Origin of the sequence: Flavobacterium gelatinilyticum (assembly GCF_027111295.1) — a bacterium.
Lineage (GTDB): Bacteria > Bacteroidota > Bacteroidia > Flavobacteriales > Flavobacteriaceae > Flavobacterium > Flavobacterium gelatinilyticum.
Window position 1 is genome coordinate 233,469 of the sequence record NZ_CP114287.1, and the last position, 17,210, is coordinate 250,678.

General features: G+C 34.6%; 14 protein-coding genes. 6 read left to right on the top strand and 8 right to left on the bottom strand.

Annotated features, from left to right (window positions below):
* Positions 1–162: 162 nt before the first annotated feature.
* Positions 163–990, bottom strand: a complete 828-nt coding sequence (locus OZP11_RS00800) for an SAM hydrolase/SAM-dependent halogenase family protein (RefSeq protein ID WP_281233346.1) — start codon at positions 988–990, stop codon at positions 163–165.
* Positions 991–1,297: 307 nt separating this feature from the next.
* Here OZP11_RS00800 and OZP11_RS00805 point away from each other — a divergent pair, with 307 nt between their 5' ends.
* Positions 1,298–2,248 (top strand): PhoH family protein, encoded by a 951-nt coding sequence (locus OZP11_RS00805; protein WP_207296143.1) that lies wholly within the window; start codon positions 1,298–1,300, stop codon positions 2,246–2,248.
* Positions 2,249–2,365: 117 nt separating this feature from the next.
* Here OZP11_RS00805 and OZP11_RS00810 read toward each other — a convergent pair whose 3' ends face one another.
* Positions 2,366–3,016: a hypothetical protein gene (locus OZP11_RS00810; RefSeq protein WP_281233347.1), complete on the bottom strand. Its 651-nt coding sequence runs from the start codon at positions 3,014–3,016 to the stop codon at positions 2,366–2,368.
* A gap of 304 nt (positions 3,017–3,320) precedes the next feature.
* Here OZP11_RS00810 and OZP11_RS00815 point away from each other — a divergent pair, with 304 nt between their 5' ends.
* The 4 genes from OZP11_RS00815 to OZP11_RS00830 all read left to right on the top strand — a co-directional run bounded on the left by OZP11_RS00815 (position 3,321) and on the right by OZP11_RS00830 (position 7,268).
* Entirely contained in the window at positions 3,321–4,151 is an 831-nt protein-coding gene (locus OZP11_RS00815; protein ID WP_281233348.1) for a Cof-type HAD-IIB family hydrolase, read from the top strand.
* Between the two features lie 139 nt (positions 4,152–4,290).
* Complete coding sequence (locus OZP11_RS00820; protein WP_281233349.1) at positions 4,291–5,244, top strand: phosphoribosylaminoimidazolesuccinocarboxamide synthase; 954 nt, start codon at positions 4,291–4,293, stop codon at positions 5,242–5,244.
* Between the two features lie 32 nt (positions 5,245–5,276).
* A complete protein-coding gene (locus OZP11_RS00825; protein WP_281233350.1) occupies positions 5,277–6,431 on the top strand; it encodes a glycoside hydrolase family 26 protein in 1,155 nt (384 codons plus the stop codon).
* A gap of 456 nt (positions 6,432–6,887) precedes the next feature.
* Entirely contained in the window at positions 6,888–7,268 is a 381-nt protein-coding gene (locus tag OZP11_RS00830) for an ankyrin repeat domain-containing protein (protein WP_281233351.1), read from the top strand.
* Positions 7,269–7,426: 158 nt separating this feature from the next.
* On the opposite strand, the gene OZP11_RS00835 is transcribed toward OZP11_RS00830, so the two are convergent.
* The 6 genes from OZP11_RS00835 to OZP11_RS00860 all read right to left on the bottom strand — a co-directional run bounded on the left by OZP11_RS00835 (position 7,427) and on the right by OZP11_RS00860 (position 16,154).
* On the bottom strand, positions 7,427–10,525 hold the full coding sequence (locus OZP11_RS00835) for an efflux RND transporter permease subunit (protein WP_281233352.1): 3,099 nt from the start codon (positions 10,523–10,525) through the stop codon (positions 7,427–7,429).
* A gap of 3 nt (positions 10,526–10,528) precedes the next feature.
* Positions 10,529–11,617, bottom strand: a complete 1,089-nt coding sequence (locus OZP11_RS00840) for an efflux RND transporter periplasmic adaptor subunit (RefSeq protein ID WP_281233353.1) — start codon at positions 11,615–11,617, stop codon at positions 10,529–10,531.
* 12 nt (positions 11,618–11,629) lie between these two features.
* On the bottom strand, positions 11,630–12,877 hold the full coding sequence (locus tag OZP11_RS00845) for a TolC family protein (RefSeq protein WP_281233354.1): 1,248 nt from the start codon (positions 12,875–12,877) through the stop codon (positions 11,630–11,632).
* 84 nt (positions 12,878–12,961) lie between these two features.
* Complete coding sequence (locus OZP11_RS00850) at positions 12,962–14,323, bottom strand: HAMP domain-containing sensor histidine kinase (RefSeq protein ID WP_281233355.1); 1,362 nt, start codon at positions 14,321–14,323, stop codon at positions 12,962–12,964.
* On the bottom strand, positions 14,320–15,000 hold the full coding sequence (locus OZP11_RS00855) for a response regulator transcription factor (RefSeq protein WP_281233356.1): 681 nt from the start codon (positions 14,998–15,000) through the stop codon (positions 14,320–14,322). Before OZP11_RS00855 ends, OZP11_RS00850 begins: the two co-directional genes overlap by 4 nt.
* 65 nt (positions 15,001–15,065) lie before the next feature.
* Complete coding sequence (locus OZP11_RS00860) at positions 15,066–16,154, bottom strand: M42 family metallopeptidase (RefSeq protein ID WP_281233357.1); 1,089 nt, start codon at positions 16,152–16,154, stop codon at positions 15,066–15,068.
* Between the two features lie 81 nt (positions 16,155–16,235).
* Here OZP11_RS00860 and OZP11_RS00865 point away from each other — a divergent pair, with 81 nt between their 5' ends.
* Positions 16,236–16,919 carry a DUF4294 domain-containing protein gene (locus OZP11_RS00865; RefSeq protein WP_281233358.1) on the top strand — a complete coding sequence of 228 codons (684 nt, stop codon included), beginning with the start codon at positions 16,236–16,238 and terminating at the stop codon, positions 16,917–16,919.
* Positions 16,920–17,210: the final 291 nt, after the last annotated feature.

The window sequence follows — 17,210 nt, forward strand, 5'->3', positions numbered from 1 at the left end:
ACCTTATTAATCTATTCTTTGTGAACTTTGCGGTTAAATAATTTATCTCTAAGGAGTGCAAAAGTACTGTTTTTATGAAAAAATAAAATTTGTAATGCAGAAATTCCAAATCTTTAGCAAATAAAATCTAAAATCTGCAGTTTAAGCTCTTAAAATTTATATTTACGAGAACTTAATCGTAATCACGTCACGGTAATTTAATCCAAGCAGACTGTTTGCAGAACCTACTTTTGAAGGATTACTCCTGAAGATGGCAATTTCTAAAAATCCGGCTTCGTTAAAAATAGCCAGTTTCTCGCCTTCATAGGTTTTAATAGGATATTTGTCTGAAGTTGCAATAGCTGAATAATTTGGCAGGATCGTCTTGATGCTTTTTGGTTTCATGACAATTTCATACGGACGCCCTCGTGAAATTTCTAAAAATTGCTTTTTTGAAATATTCGTTACCACGTTTCCAAAATGGTCAATATATATAACATATCCTTTTATCGAATTTCCGTCATCAGCCACAACAGCCTGCAGTTCGGTTGCTTCTTTAACCGCAGGGATTTCTTTTCCTATAACGTTCAACAGACCGCCTTTTGCCAAATGACACGCCACCTGAATAAAAATATCCAGATCTGTAGATTCAATAGGGAAACGGTCATGAATATTAATAGCGACAATTTTCTGGGGCATAATTTTCTGCGTAAGCATACTTAAAATTCCATTATCGGCGCAGATAAAATAGTGGTCATTCCACTGCATGGCGATGTGCTGGTTTTCTTTGTTGCGCTCAATATCGACACCAATAAGATGAACAGTGCCTTTAGGAAAACTTAAGTATGAAGCGCCAATAACATAACTAGCCTCTGCAGTATTAAAGGGATCGATGTCATGAGAAATGTCAATGATTTGAACCTCTGAATATTCAGATAGAATTTTACCCTTTAGCGAACCAACAAAGTGGTCCTTCAAGCCGTAGTCTGTAGTAAGGGTAATTATTGACATAATTTTGTTTATAACTATTGATAGTATTTAAATCTAATTTTCATTAAATTTGAGAAATGCAAAGCTAATAATAGTAAATGCAAATTGAAAGAAACAAAAGACAATTTGTGTTTTTTAAAGTTAAGTGTTTGTGTTAGTGATCAGTGTTTAGTTTGCCACCGCATTTTAGAGTCTCAGTTTGAAGCAGTGTTTATACACGTAAAAAAAAATGAAAACGGAATGCTAAAAACGAACCACTGAATAGTAAAAAAAATACCCGACAGTCAATTATATAAATAACTGAAATTTAATTTAAAAACTACTTCATTTGAACGAAAGAATAATCGAGCTAATAGACATCGCTCCTAAAGAGTTTTGGGGCGCTCAGGACAGCCATTTAGAAATAATCAAAAAGTATTACCCGAAGCTTAAAATCGTAGCGCGAGGGACTACTTTGAAGGCATTTGGCGAAAAAGAAGTCTTAGATGAATTCGAAAAAAGATTTCAAAGATTAATGCTCCATTTTACCCGATATAACAATATTGACGATAATGTAATCGAACGCGTAATAATGAGTGATGGTCAGGACGAAAAAAGAGCATACGATCATGACAAAATATTAGTTCACGGGGTTGGCGGTAAAATAGTAAAAGCCATGACGCCTAACCAGCAGTTACTGGTTGACACTATTAAAAAAAATGATATGGTTTTTGCAGTAGGTCCGGCCGGAACGGGAAAAACCTACACGGGTGTTGCGATGGCAGTTAAAATGCTGAAGGATAAAGAAGTAAAAAGAATCATATTAACACGTCCGGCAGTTGAAGCAGGGGAGAACCTTGGATTTCTGCCAGGAGATATGAAAGAAAAACTGGATCCTTATATGCAGCCGCTTTATGATGCATTGCGAGATATGATTCCGAATGAAAAATTAGAAGATTATATCTTAAAAGGGATTATTCAGATTGCGCCTTTAGCTTTTATGCGCGGGCGTACACTTGACAATGCTTTTGTAATTCTTGATGAAGCTCAAAACACCACACATTCGCAGATGAAAATGTTTTTGACCCGTATGGGTAAAAATGCCAAATTCATGATTACAGGTGATCCGGGGCAGGTAGATTTACCACGCCGAACGATTTCGGGGCTTAAAGAAGCGCTTCTGGTTCTGAAAGACATAGAAGGAATCGGAATCATCTATCTCGATGATAAAGATATCGTACGCCACCGATTGGTGAAAAAAGTAATTGATGCTTATAAACAAATTGAAAATCACGATTAATTTTAAGTAAAAAGCTAAATGTAAATCGTGAATTGTGTTTTAGCGTTTAAATAGTATTCGTTTTGTATTTTTTCTATTAGGTTAAAATACAAAACGAATATTTTTTTAGTTTTTAATTTACTTTATACCCGCATAGGTATTAGTAAACAGACGTCCTTGTCCAATTTCTATTAAAGAGTTATTCGGGTCCTTGTAGTCGTCATGCATTATTGAAGCCATTTGTAAATTTTTGATTCCTTTGATGCTGTTGTCCTGAACATCGAGTTCACCGGAAAGAATAATAAGGTTTTGATATTTGGCAATGTAAGTCCCGTAATCTATTTCTCCGTTACTATGAAGGAAAATAGAGAACTTATTCCCTTCGCCTGATATAAATGAGCCTAAACCTTCCCAGGTTTCATTTCTGTTTCCGTTTAAATACACTAAAAGGTTTTTGAGATCGATGCTTAATCTGGCTGTATTCTGATTGGAAAGTGTTAGAGTAGAAGCACCAAAATTACTTCCCTTTGCCGGATCTGTAAAATTTGAATTTTCGCAGAAAAAGGGTTCTATAGCATAAACACCTTCTACTGTTGGCGGTTTATTTCCCTTATGAATGGTGATTCCTAATTCATTAATAGATTTCTGCATTGCGGCATCTACATAAGAATCATATAATTCCTGCTCTGAAACATTTGTGTTTTCTTCTTCATTAGTATCGTTTGAGGAACAAGAAACAGCTCCGAAAACAATGCTTAAAACCAATAATTTAATTGTTGTTATTTTCATGCTTTAAAAATTTAGTATTTGTTATTTAGCAGAATATTTCCCCTTACAAACTTAAAAGCGATCTTGTTTTGAGAGATAATTCTCCTTTATTTATATATAAATTTAAGTAAACTATTTTTTATTTTTCAACGTATTACAATTTAAAAAGCATAATTAACAGGCAAATCACAGAAATAGATATTAATTGAATTTTTTGTTAAATAATTAATAAACTTGCTTTATTTAAGGCTTTCGGGATGATCAAACTTTGGTCTTCCGGTCGTAAATGCGTAAATTTGCACATCATAAAAATTTGATTATTAATATGACTAAACTTAAAAATATGAAAGTGGTGGTGAGTGATCTTGACGGGACCTTGCTTAACCCAGAGCACAGAATATCAGAATACACAAAATCAATTTTTCAGGAACTTCACAATCAAAATTATCTTATTGTTGTAGCTACAGGACGTCATCATCTTGATGCCATGGCTATTATCGAAACACTTGAAGTTCCGGTTTATTTAGTTAGTTCAAACGGAGCCAGAATCCATTCTCCAGAACAGGAAGAACTTTTTGCCTTCAACTTAAACAGCGACGTTGTAAAGGCAGCTCTGAATGTTGAAATAGATCCTGAAATTACAGTGGTTTTGTTTAAAGAAGATGTGTGGCAGACGAACAGAGTAAACGAAAGACTGAATTCTTTTCAGCATGAATTACGATACAAACCGGAATTGGTTGATTATAAAGCGCTGGAAGATTTTGGAGCTATTAAAATTTTCTTTTCATGCCAGAATCATGAAAAATTAGTAAAATTAAAAGATCAGGTTTTAGCCAATTCATCAGAACATCTGCATCACGCTTTTAGTCTGCCTACTTGTCTTGAATTTATGGATAAATCTATAGATAAAGCAGTGGCAATTGAAAGAGTTTTGGAAAGAGAAGGATTTACGCTTTCTCAGGCTGTTTCTTTTGGAGACGGATTCAACGATGTACAAATGCTTTCGGCATCTGGAAAAGGTTTGATTATGGGTAACGCCCCTGCAATATTAAAGGAAACACTGCCGGATTTAGAAGTAATTCAGACTAATGCCGAAGACGGCGTGGCAAAATATATTGCATCAAAAATTTTAGATAAAGAATTAGCAGCAGGTTAATTTTGGTAAATATTTTAGAAAATCTAAATCCCTGAGTGATTCATTCAGGGATTTTTTATTTTGGAATCTTAAAAAATTCATGGTGTAACTATCTGAAATAATTTTAAATTTGCATTCATAAAAAACAACACAACTAAAAATGAGCAATACAATCACAACCACAAATTTTAATTTCCCAAACCAGAAAACAGTTTACCGCGGAAAAGTTAGAGAAGTTTACAACATAAATGATGAACTTTTGGTAATGGTAGCGACTGACAGACTTTCGGCGTTTGATGTGGTTTTACCAAAAGGAATTCCGTATAAAGGTCAGATCTTAAACCAGATTGCGACTAAATTTATGGAGTTAACGCAGGATATTGTGCCAAACTGGCTGATTGCAACTCCGGACCCAAACGTTGCTGTTGGACATTTATGTGAGCCTTTTAAGGTAGAAATGGTAATTCGCGGTTATCTTTCCGGACATGCAGCTCGTGAGTATGCGGCGGGAAGAAAACAAATCTGCGGTGTTACAATGGCCAAAGGTTTAAAAGAAAACGATAAATTCCCGGAACCAATTATTACGCCTACCACAAAAGCAGATAATGGTTCTCATGATGAAGATATTTCCCGCGAAGATATTTTGTCTAAAGGAATTGTTTCAGAAGAAGATTACCTTATACTTGAAAAATATACAAGAGCTTTATTCCAGAGAGGAACTGAAATTGCGGCTGGACGCGGTTTAATTTTAGTTGATACAAAATACGAATTCGGAAAAACAAAAGACGGTGTTATCGTTTTAATTGATGAAATCCACACTCCTGATTCTTCACGTTATTTCTACGCTGAAGGATATGCTGAAAGACAGGCAAAAGGAGAGGAGCAGAAACAATTGTCTAAAGAATTTGTTCGCCGCTGGCTGATCGAAAACGGTTTTCAGGGACAGGAAGGACAGCAGATTCCGGATATGACAGATGCTTATATAGAATCGGTTTCTGAAAGATATATCGAATTGTACGAGAATATTTTAGGTGAAAAATTTGTAAAGGCCGATATTGACAATATTGACCAACGTATTGATAAAAACGTATTAGAATACCTTTCTTCAAAATAGTATTTTTCGGGTTTAAACTAACTATTTAAACCATGAATTTTAAAACTAACAAAAATGTCCTGCTGATTGTATGTATATCAGCAGGACATTTTCTTTTTGCACAAATTGATAAAAAAGCGACAAAAGAAACGCAAAACCTGTATCGAAATCTAAAAATGATTTCAAAAAATCATATTCTGTTTGGTCATCAGCATGCTTTAGAATACGGACATGGCTGGACCGGTGAGGCTGATAAATCTGATGTTAAACTTGTAACAGGTTCACATCCTGCGGTTGTAGGAATTGATTTCAGCGATTTTTCAGGACGTTCCCAATCTGAAATTGAGAGAGCAAAAGAAGTATTGCAAAAAAATGTTGTTGATACCTACGAGCGTGGCGGCATTACCACAATTTCCTGGCATTTTAACAATCCGGCTTCTGGCGGCGGTTTTTACTGGAAAGATTCTATTTCTGTTCCTGCCATGTCTCTCATTAAAAAAGGTGGTTCTCATCATGAACAGTACAAAGAAATTTTAAAAACAATTGCTGATTTTGCTCATTCTGTAAAAGCCAAAGACAATAAACTGGTTCCGATGATTTTCAGACCATTTCACGAATTTGACGGTGACTGGTTCTGGTGGGGCAAAAAATATACTTCGAGAGAAGATTTTATAGACGTTTGGCAGTTTACAGTTTCCTATCTAAAAGATACATTGGGTGTTCATAATTTTATTTATGCATTTTCTCCTGATAACAGATTTAATTCAGAAGACGAATATCTGGAGCGCTATCCCGGAGATCAGTATGTGGATGTATTCGGAATGGATGATTATGGCGATTTTGGCCGTGACGGCAAATATGATTTAGATAGCGGAGTTAAAAAACTTAAAATTATTTCGAACATCGGTATAAAAAAGAATAAGCTGGCCGCTTTTACAGAAACAGGTTTGGAATCTGTTCCAAATCCGGTCTGGTGGACAGAAGTACTGCTGAAAACCCTGAAACAAGAAAAATTAGAATTGTGTTACGTGCTTGTCTGGCGTAATGACAGTAAAAGTTCTTCACATTTTTATGCACCATTTCCGGGACAATTAAGCGCTCCCGATTTCCAGAAATTTTATGACGATTCCTATACTTTATTTGAAAAAAATCTAAAGAATATTTACAGTCGTAAATTTAAACTACAAGCAGCTGTGAGAACGTTTTAGTGCCAAAATCTGGCTGTTTTTGCGTATACTATTTCGATTTTCTTTACGATATTTCTTACTTTTAAATTTTTCTTAAAAAAAGTTAATTTTAATGATAAATTCACAAACTGAACCAAAAATGTTAAATTTTAGTGACTTAAATCTGCCTTTTTTATATATAGTATTTTTCTGGCGTTAAAACATTACAGTATTGTTGGTCAATTTTCTTAAAATTTTAGGGTATTAATTTGAAAAAATATTTCATTTCGTGTAACATTTATACATTTGTAACGTCTTTTATAGTGAATTAAGATTTTATGAGGCAAGTTACTTGTAAATTATTAACAGAACGTTAAGAGTTAGTTAAAACATGGTACTTTGTAATACATAATACTTAATTTTAATTTACATTTGTAGAAGATTTAAAGATCAATTATCAATCAAATATTTATCAATCAATTAACAAACCCAATCATTATGAAAAATTCAGTTATTTTTTTAGGCCTGGCTTTATTAGCATTCACAAATGTTTCTATGGCTTCAAATCACAAAATGGTTATTAGCAATGATGTTATTGTTGCGGCTTACGATGCAACTCCTTTAAACGTTGCAGTTAGTAAAGGAGATATCGAAATAGTTAAAAAGTTTATTGAATACGGGGCGAACGTAAACGAGAAATCGGATGATATGTCTCCATTAATGGTAGCAGCACGTTACAACAAAGTAGAAATTATCAAAGTTTTACTGGCAGCAGGTGCTCGTCCATACGATAAAAACGAAAAAGGATATACAGCTTTAAAATACGCACAATTATCAAATGCAGCTGATGCAATCGCGATTTTAAAAGATTTGAAATAATCGTTTTTAAACTTTGAATTAGTATATATAAAAGGTCTTCTAAACAGAAGACCTTTTTTTGTAACCTAAAAATCAAAAAAGCATCATTATGGCAAATGATGCTTTTTCTTTCTTAACCAAATTAATCTAATAACCAATTAATTTATCGTATGAATGGATTATTCAATTGCTTCATGTTTTTTGCGATTGAAAACCCAGAATAGAATAGGGAATACCAATAAGGTCAGAATGGTTGCTGTTATTAATCCCCCAATAATTACAATAGCCAGCGGTTTTTGAGATTCAGACCCAATTCCGGTTGAGATTGCAGCAGGAAGTAAACCTATAGAAGCCATAAGGGCAGTCATGACTACAGCACGTGTTCGTGCTTTGACTCCCATTAAAACCGATTCTTCAAGTCCGAATTTTGCTTTGAGATTATGATGAAATTCAGATATAAGAATTACACCATTCTGAATACAAATTCCTAATAAAGCAATAAAACCAACTCCAGCTGAAATTCCGAAATTCATTCCTGTTAGATGAAGTGCTATAATACCGCCTATTATAGCAAAAGGCACATTGGCTAAAACAAGCAGCGAGTCTTTGAAATTTCCAAACAATATAAACAGTAAAACAAATATTCCTATTAAGCTGATTGGCACTACCTGAGCCAGACGCGCACTGGCACGAACCTGATTTTCAAATTCACCTGTCCAGCCTGTAGTATATCCGGGAGGCATTTTTACTTCAGCTACTTTTGATTGTGCTTCTGCAATGGTGCTTCCTAAATCACGATCACGAACAGAGAATTTTACACCAATAAAACGTTTTGTATTATCTCTGTAAATAAATGCCGGTCCTGTTACGGTTTTGATCTCGCAGATTTCTTTAAGCGGAATTTTGGCACCGCTGATTGTCGGCACTTTTAGTTCGGCCAGATCTTCTTCATCTTTACGGTATTCTTTGGAGAAACGAACTCTGACATCAAATTTCTTTTCATCCTCATATTTCTGAGTAGCCGTTTTTCCTCCAAAAGCCAGCTCCAGAACAGCCTGCGCGTCGCTAAGAGTAACTCCGTAAGCCGCCATTCTTTCGCGATCCAGAATTACGCTGATTTCCGGCTGTCCAACATTTCTTAGGATACCAATATCTTTGATTCCTGGAATATTTTTGATTTTTGCCAGAACTTCATTCGATAATTCATCCAGTTTATCTAAATCATCTCCGTAAATTTTAACAGCATTTGAGGCTTTAAAACCCGCTACGGATTCGGCAACGTTGTCAATTACCGGCTGCGAATAATTATAGGTAATTCCCTGGTGGACTTTTAATTTTTCGTCCATTTCATTCACCAGCTCATCCATAGAAATTTTTCTCGTCCAGTCGGCTTTTGGTTTTAAATCAACCTGCAGCTGGATAAATCCAAAACCATTTGGGTCTGTTCCATCATTACTTCTTCCGGTTTGGGATAATACTTTTTTCACTTCCGGAAAAGTTTCCAGATCTTTTCTAATCATTGCTGCTGTCTTGACACTTTCTGGCAGCGACGTACTCATAGGTAATTCGGCAGTAACCCATAAAGCACCTTCATTCAGCTGTGGCAAAAATTCTGTTCCTAAAAAGGTTGCAGAAAAGAATACAGCAGCAATAATTCCTGTAGACGCCGCTAATGTTTGTATCTTATGCCTGAAGGTCCACGCAAATCCTTTTGCTACAATTTTATCCCAAAAATTCACAAACGGGTTATTTTTTTCCCTAACATTTTTATTTAATAAAATATGTGATAATACAGGAACTAAAGTTAAAGTGAACAGAAGGGCTCCCATTAAGGCAAAACCAAGGGTGAAGGCAAGCGGAGAGAACATCTTTCCTTCTACTTTCTGAAAAGAAAATATTGGAAGTAAAGCTGTAATAATTATCAGTTTCGAGAAAAAGATGGCTTTACCCATTTCTGTCCCTGTTTTTTTAATAATACTTCCTTTTGCAATTTTATTGTAAGCTGTCATTCCCAGCTGATGCGCCCGATGATCCAGTACAACAAATAATCCTTCGACCATTACTACCGCACCATCAATGATGATCCCGAAATCGACTGCTCCTAAACTCAGTAAGTTGGCGCTCATTCCCATCATTTTTAAACACAGGAATGCAAATAATAAAGAAAGCGGAATTACAATCGAAACGGTAAAAGTCGTTCTCCAGTCGGCCATAAAAAGAAATACTACACAGGTAACCAGAATAATTCCTTCGAAGAGATTATGCATTACCGTATCAGTCGTGAAATTCATCAGATTATCGCGATCATAAAAAGTTTCTATTTTAATGTCCTTTGGAAGTACAGTTTCATTTAACTCTTTAATTTTATCTTTTATTAAAGCTAAAGTTTCTTTGGCATTTTCGCCTTTTCGCATTACCACAATTCCTTCTACAGCATCGTCGTTATTGCCAATTCCGGTTTGCCCTACACGAGGCATTGAACTTTCATAAACATCGGCCAGGTTTTTAACCAAAATCGGATTGCCGCCGGCATCATCTACAATAATGTTTTCGATATCGGTTCTGGATTTTAAAAGACCAACACCGCGAACTACGAATGCTTGTCCGTTTTTTTCGATAATATCACCACCCACATTTAAGTTTCCGGCGTCGATGGCATTATAAACCTGTAAAGGTGTAATGTTGTATTTAGCCAGTTTTATTGGGTCGACCCCAACTTCGTAGGTTTTAGTCTGTCCACCAAAAACATTCAGATCAGCTACTCCGGGAACAGCACGAAGCTGTTTGTCAATTACCCAGTTTTGATAGGTAAGTAATTCGCGGCTGTCTCTGCTGTCGCTTTTTACAATGTATCTGAAAATCTCGCCTGTAGGTCCGTAAGGAGGCTGTACGTCTGGTTCTACTTCATCCGGAAGAGTAACATTCTTTAATAAATTATTGACCTGAAAACGTGCAAAAGTATCGTCGACACCATCATCAAAAATGATTTTGATAACCGATAGACCAAACATGGTAATGCTTCGTACACTCGTTTTCTTTTGTACGGAATTCATCGAAATTTCGATAGGCGTCGTTACAAAACGCTCTACTTCTTCGGCACTTTTACCATTCCACTGTGTAATAATAATAATTTGTGTATTGGTTACATCCGGAAAAGCGTCGATTGGCATGTGTTTAAAAGAAATGAATCCCGCAACAGCCAACATTCCAACCCAAAAAAAGGTAAATGCTTTATTCTTAAGCGAAAAAGCAATTATACTACGTATAAATTTGTTCATATCTTAATCGTTTAAAGCGCGGTAAATAAATAATTGGTTGTTGGTAATTACTTTTTCATTTTCTTTTAAACCGCTTGAGATATAAGTAGTATCTCCCACAACTCTGTAAACTTCGACCTGTCTGGTTTCGATATTATGACGGTCTTTAAATATCATTACAAAGTTTTTGCTTTTATCAAATACGATCGCTTTGCTTGGAATAGCAATCATCGATTCGTTTTTTTCATTATAAGACAGTTTGATATTGGCATTCATGTCCGGTTTCAGTAAAAAATCTGAATTTTGAAGTTTTATACGTGCCTGCATGGCTTTAGTTTCTGGATCGATAACGTTGAATATCTTATCTACTTTACCTTTAAAAACTTTATCCGGATAACTTAAAGTCGTAACATTGGCATCGATACCTAATTTTACCTTGTTAATATCAATTTCATTAATATTGGCCATGGCCCATACTTCACTGATTTCGGCAATATCAAAAATATTTTCAGAACGGTCAGAACGTAAAAGCATATCCTGGTTAATGCTTTTTTGAATAATAAACCCGCTGATTGGTGCTGTAACTTCGTAAATAGAACCTGCTTTTATATTGTAGATTTTGTAAGTTTCCTGAATTTTACTTAGCTGAGATTGTGCTTTATTAACCTCAGATTTTGCCTGAAGAACATCGCTTTCAGAATTTAGTTTTCCATCAAATAATTCCTGCGCCACTTTTAAATTGTTTTTAGCAACCAGCAAATCGCTTTTGGCATCGATGGATTGTTTTTCGAAATCGGCGATATCTGTACTTTTTATAGTAGCCAGAATTTGTCCTTTTCGAACATAATCTCCTAATTCGACATTTACTTTAATAACACTTCCGCCTACAAGCGGGTAAACGTCAATCATTTTATTGTTATCCGCTATGATTTTTCCAAAAAAAGTCAGTTCGTTTTTTACCGGTTCTGTCTTAGCTTCAGCAGTGCTTGTTGTTTTAAGCATGCTGTCACTCAGCGAAAAGGTACTGTTGGTTTCCGGATTTTCTACCTCCTTTTTGCAGCTTGTAACAGATAAACTTACAATTGCAGCTCCTATAATTAGTATATGTTTCATTATTATTTAGTTTTAAAATAAATCCTTGTTGATAGTACTGTTTAACTCTTCGCCGGATAAGGCCAGCTTTTTCTTTAATTCATTAACCTGAATATTGGCCTGGTTGTAACTTTCCATGAAATCTGTAAACTCAAGCAGACTGATGTTTCTTTTTTGAAAATTGGTCAGTATTCCGTTGTAAACAGCTTCAAAATCAGCATTTACTGTTGGTTTGATTACAGCATAATTTTTACGGGATTCTTCCCATTTATTCCAGGCCGATGTAATTTCTGTCTGTAATTGCAGTTCGAAATTCTGTTTTTCAACTTTAGATTGTGCTAAAACTGTCTGGGCATATTTTATATTTCCTTTATTTTTGTTCCAAAGTGGCAGCGGAATCCCGACTGAAACATTGGCTTCTCTGTTAAAAGCACCGCTTCGCTGATCATAGTTTGCGCCAAGGGTTATATCAGGAACAGAAAGAGATTTTTGCCATTTTACGGTTAGCTCATTGGCTTCAATTTCTTTTTGTTTAGCCAGATAATCAGGTCTGTTGGCAATCGCATCGCTTTCTAAAGCTTTTAAATCAAAAGGAATAGCTTTTAAATATTTAGTGAATTCATTATCATAAACTTTTGGGACTATCATTTCGGTAGAATTTAAAAGAAGTCTCAAATTTGCCTGTTCTTCAATATTGTTGTTCACGACTTCCATTCGCTCATTTTTGAAGTTGAGATACAGCGTTTGCAAACGCACAACATCCCTAAGCGGAATATTTCCCTTTTGAGCCTGAATAGAATAGGAATTAATTAAGTCTTCGATGTGAGCAATCTGTTTATCAGTTGTTTCAAGACTTTTGGTGTTGTAATAAACTGTGTAAAAACTTTGTCTAAGCTGTAATTTTAATGTTCTTAGTAAATCGTTAAACTGAAGTTCTGCCAGCTGTTCGTTAGTTTTTGCGATTTTGATTTCATTGCGTTTTTTGCCGCCAAGATAAATAAGCTGTTCAATACCAAATGCTTTTTGTCCTTGTTTACCAATATCAAAATATTGATTCCTTTCGGGGTTATAAGCATTTAATTCTGCGGTAATGGTGGGGTTTTCCCAGATACGGGACTGGATTGTCAGCGCTTTTGATGCATCAATATTATAATGCGAAGCCAGTAAAAAAAGGTTGTTTTTAAGAAACTGGCTCTCACAATCTTCAAGTGTGACTGCATTTTGAGCCATTACTACCTGATTGAGAGATACAAGTAATAATAATGCATAGAGTTTTCTCATTGTATCAAATTTATTTTATACAAATATGCTATAGGCCAACTTTAATAAAGCTTAAAATCTACCTTAAAATTACCTTAAAATAAATTATGAATGAAAAATCAGCTGAAATAAATTAATGTTATTGTTTGGAATACTGTAAGTTATGTTTGAATTATGAAGAGTAAGGATTCGCTGGACGATGCGTAAACCCAATCCAAAACCGTTTGTTCCCTGTGCGTTTTTGCCTCGCATAAAAGGTTCAAAAAGATGTTTTTGTTCTTCGCTGCTTAATGTGTTTCCTGTGTTTAAAATTGAAATAACGAGCTGATTTTTATCAGTACTTATTTTTACTTCTGCCTGATTATTATCTGAATATACGCAGGCATTTTTTAAAACATTCATTAAAGCAATTTCTAAAAGACTTTTATTGCCTTTTACTTCAAGTAAAGTGTCTAGATTATCACTTTCTTCAATCTCGAATAAAATAATAAACTCAGGAAAACTCTTTTTAAGATTTTCTATTGTAGAGAACAAAATTTCATCCATACGATGATTTTCATTGTTTTTGGCCTCTCGATTATCAATTTTAGATAAAATCAATAAAGAATTAATCAGTTCAGTTAAATGGTTTACATCAGATAAAATAGCAGTTAAAAAGGTTTTTCCTTTTTCGGATGTCTGAGGATCGGCAATCGTATTTTCAATTTGCGCCGTCATTCTCGATAATGGAGTCCTAAGTTCATGAGAAGCATGAGCCGTAAACTCTTTTTGTTTTTGATACGAGATTTCAATTCTGTCCATCATGTAATTAAACTCATTGGCAATCAGATCAATTTCATCCTTATTGCTTTTGGAAACGATACGCGTATCAAGATTATTTTCGTTTATATTTTTAATTTTCTGATGAAACAATCCAAGTGGATTCAAAGCTTTCTTAACCATAAACGACGTTAAAAGCCAGCATATACAGGTAAAAAAGATATACGATATAATTAAAGTATAACGAAGAAAAAGCAGTTTGCGTTTTCCGTAATCGTCTGTAGCTGAAATTAGAGCATAGAAATCTTTATAATTTGTATCGTAAAAAACACCGTATACTTCGTAATCGCCCTGTTGTTTAAAGAACGTTTTATTTTTCTTCAGGTATTTTAAATCCTCTACAGACCATTTGATTTTGGCATCGTCAATACTGCTGTATATCAGTTTAAAATTAGAATCAAAAACCAGTGTTTTTTCATCATACAATTTATTGATTGAATTCTGGTCAATCATTTTAAGCAATTGCTCATCTACTTCTTTCACATTAACCAAAAGTTTAATGTTAGAAAGAGCTTTAATTTCGAGACGTTCCCTGAATTCTTCCTTTCTAAAATTCGAATACAAAACAAATATCACAGTCGATGCCAGCCCAAAAAGGATTGTAAACAATAAGCTGACTAATAGTGATATTCTGTTTTTTAATGTCATTCCTGATTACTTAAATAATAGCCGTAGCCAATTTTGGTGCGTATTAATTTTGTTTCCTGATCTTTATCGATTTTCTTTCGCAGAAAATTGATGTAAACTTCAATTGTGTTCTGATTGGTTTCTATATGATAATCCCAAAGTTTCTCAGCAATGAACTGTTTGGAGAGAACTTTTCCTTTGGCATGAGCCAGAATTAAGATTAGTTTAAATTCTTTTGGAGTAAGTTTAATTTCTTCGCCGGAACGAAAAACTTTCATTTCTTCTTCTAGTATTTCAAGATCTTCAACGATGATTTTATTCTCTGTTTGCTGCGGAATTTCTTTTCTTCGTAATAAAGAAGAAATCCGTGCGTACAATTCTTCAAAGTGAAAGGGTTTTACCAGATAGTCATCTGCGCCATTATCGAAAGAAGCTAATTTGTCTTCAATTTCACTAAAAGCAGTCAGCATAATAATAGGTGTCTTTTTATCGACCTCACGAATACCTTTGCAGACTTCAATTCCGTTTATTCCCGGAACATTTATATCAAGAATGATGAGATCGTATTCGTACGGAAAGTATTTTTTAAGTAATAAAGAGCCATCATAATAAGGAATACACTCGAATTTTTTCGTAGTAAAGAACGCAGATATTTCTTTAGACAATGTGAAATCATCTTCGAGTAGTAATATTTTCATGTTTTTGTGGTATTTTTTAAATTCGGCCGTTTTGAAAACAGCCGAATTTATGAGGGAATAGTTTTTTATTTGAAATAAGAGAACGTTTCATTGTTCTCAATTTTCAACAACGATTCATAAATCAGTTGAATAACATTTTCAACATCTTCTTTATGAACCATTTCAACTGTCGTATGCATATAACGAAGCGGAAGTGAAATCAAAGCCGATGCTACACCGCCATTACTATAAGCAAAAGCATCAGTATCTGTACCGGTAGCGCGAGAAGTAGCATGACGCTGAAACGGGATTTTGTTTTCTTCGGCAGTTTCTACAATTAAATCACGTAATTTATTTTGAATAGCAGGAGAGTAGCCAATTACCGGACCTTTTCCCATTTTAAGATCGCCTTCAACCTTTTTGTCTATCATTGGAGTAGTGGTGTCGTGGCACACATCGGTTACAATAGCGACATTAGGTTTTATTCTGTGGGCGATCATTTCGGCACCGCGTAAACCAATTTCTTCCTGAACAGAATTTACGATATATAATCCAAAAGGCAGTTCCTTTTTATTTTCTTTAAGCAGACGCGCCACTTCGGCGATCATAAAACCACCCATTCTGTTGTCGATAGCTCTGCAGACAAATTTATTCTCATTCAGGATCATAAATTCATCAGGATATGTAATAACACAGCCAACGTGAACTCCCATTGCTTCAACCTGCTCTTTGTTTTCGCATCCTAAATCAATAAAAATATTGCTTAGTTTAGGGATTTCTTCTTTATCACGCAAACGAGTATGAATAGCCGGCCATCCAAAAACACCTTTTACAATTCCTTTTTTGGTATGAATGTTAACTCTTTTTGAAGGAGCAATCTGATGATCAGAACCTCCATTTCGTATTACATATATTAAACCATCTTCAGTTATATAATTTACATACCATGAAATTTCATCGGCATGACCTTCAATTACGACTTTAAAAGGAGCATCAGGATTAATAACTCCTACAGCAGATCCATAAGTATCAGTTATAAAAGTATCAACATAAGGCTTTAGATAATTCATCCAAAGTTTCTGACCTTCACTCTCATAACCAGTAGGCGAAGCATTATTTAGGTAGCTTTCCAGGAAAGCAATCGATGTATCGTTTAAGATAGATTTTGTACTCATAAAAATATTTTTGCGCTAATTTATAAATTTGGTATCAGAGTTGTGTATAAATATATAATTTTACATATAAATTAAGACTCCATGAGATATACCTGCTGTATTTTGTTTTTTATACTGATTTCGTTTTCGGTTCAAGCCCAAATAACTCCAAAAGAAAATCAGGAAATGGGTTACATATTAACTGAACAAGATTCTATTCTTAACGACACCATTCAATTGCCCGAAATTATTATTTCAAAAGGTGAAAAGATGAATCCTGAAGAATTAAAGCAGTTTCAGATTCTTCAAAACAGGGTTTATAAAGTATATCCATACGCTAAATTAGCTGCAGACAGACTGACCGCGCTAAATAAAGGAATGGAGCGATTGAAAACCAACCGTGAAAAAAAGAAATATTTCAAAATTGTCGAAGACTATCTTAATAACGAGTTTGAAGACAGGCTGAAAAAGCTTTCACGTAAGCAAGGACAGATTCTTGTAAAATTAGTGCATCGTCAAACCGGAACAACAACATACGAATTAATCAAAACCTTAAAAAGCGGATTCAAAGCCTTTGTGTCCAATACGACAGCCAATTTATTTGATATAAGTTTGAAAACAGAATACAAACCTTATGAAGTAAATGAAGATTACCTAATAGAAACCATATTAGTAAGAGCTTTCGAATCGGGAAGATTAATAAATCAGAAATCGGCTAATCCGGTAAACTACAATGACCTCATGCAGCATTGGGAAACAAAAGCCAAAGAGATTAATAAGAAATAATGATACTCTATAATATAATCAAACCCTCCAGATTTTAAAATCTGGAGGGTTTGATTTTTATACATATATAAGTATAGTTTTTGTTCTGCTATATAATAGTAATTCTAGTTTCAACCTTTCAGTTTAACCCTGCCGTGTTTTGTTTTTTTATACATATATATAATAAGTGTAAATTCTCCGGCTGATAGGAGTCAGAGCTTTTCAGATTTATCGAGGAGCTTTATCGCGCTATACGCTTCAATCTTTTAGCGCCGAACGCCGGCTGGAAAAGGATTTTGGCTTCTATCGGGT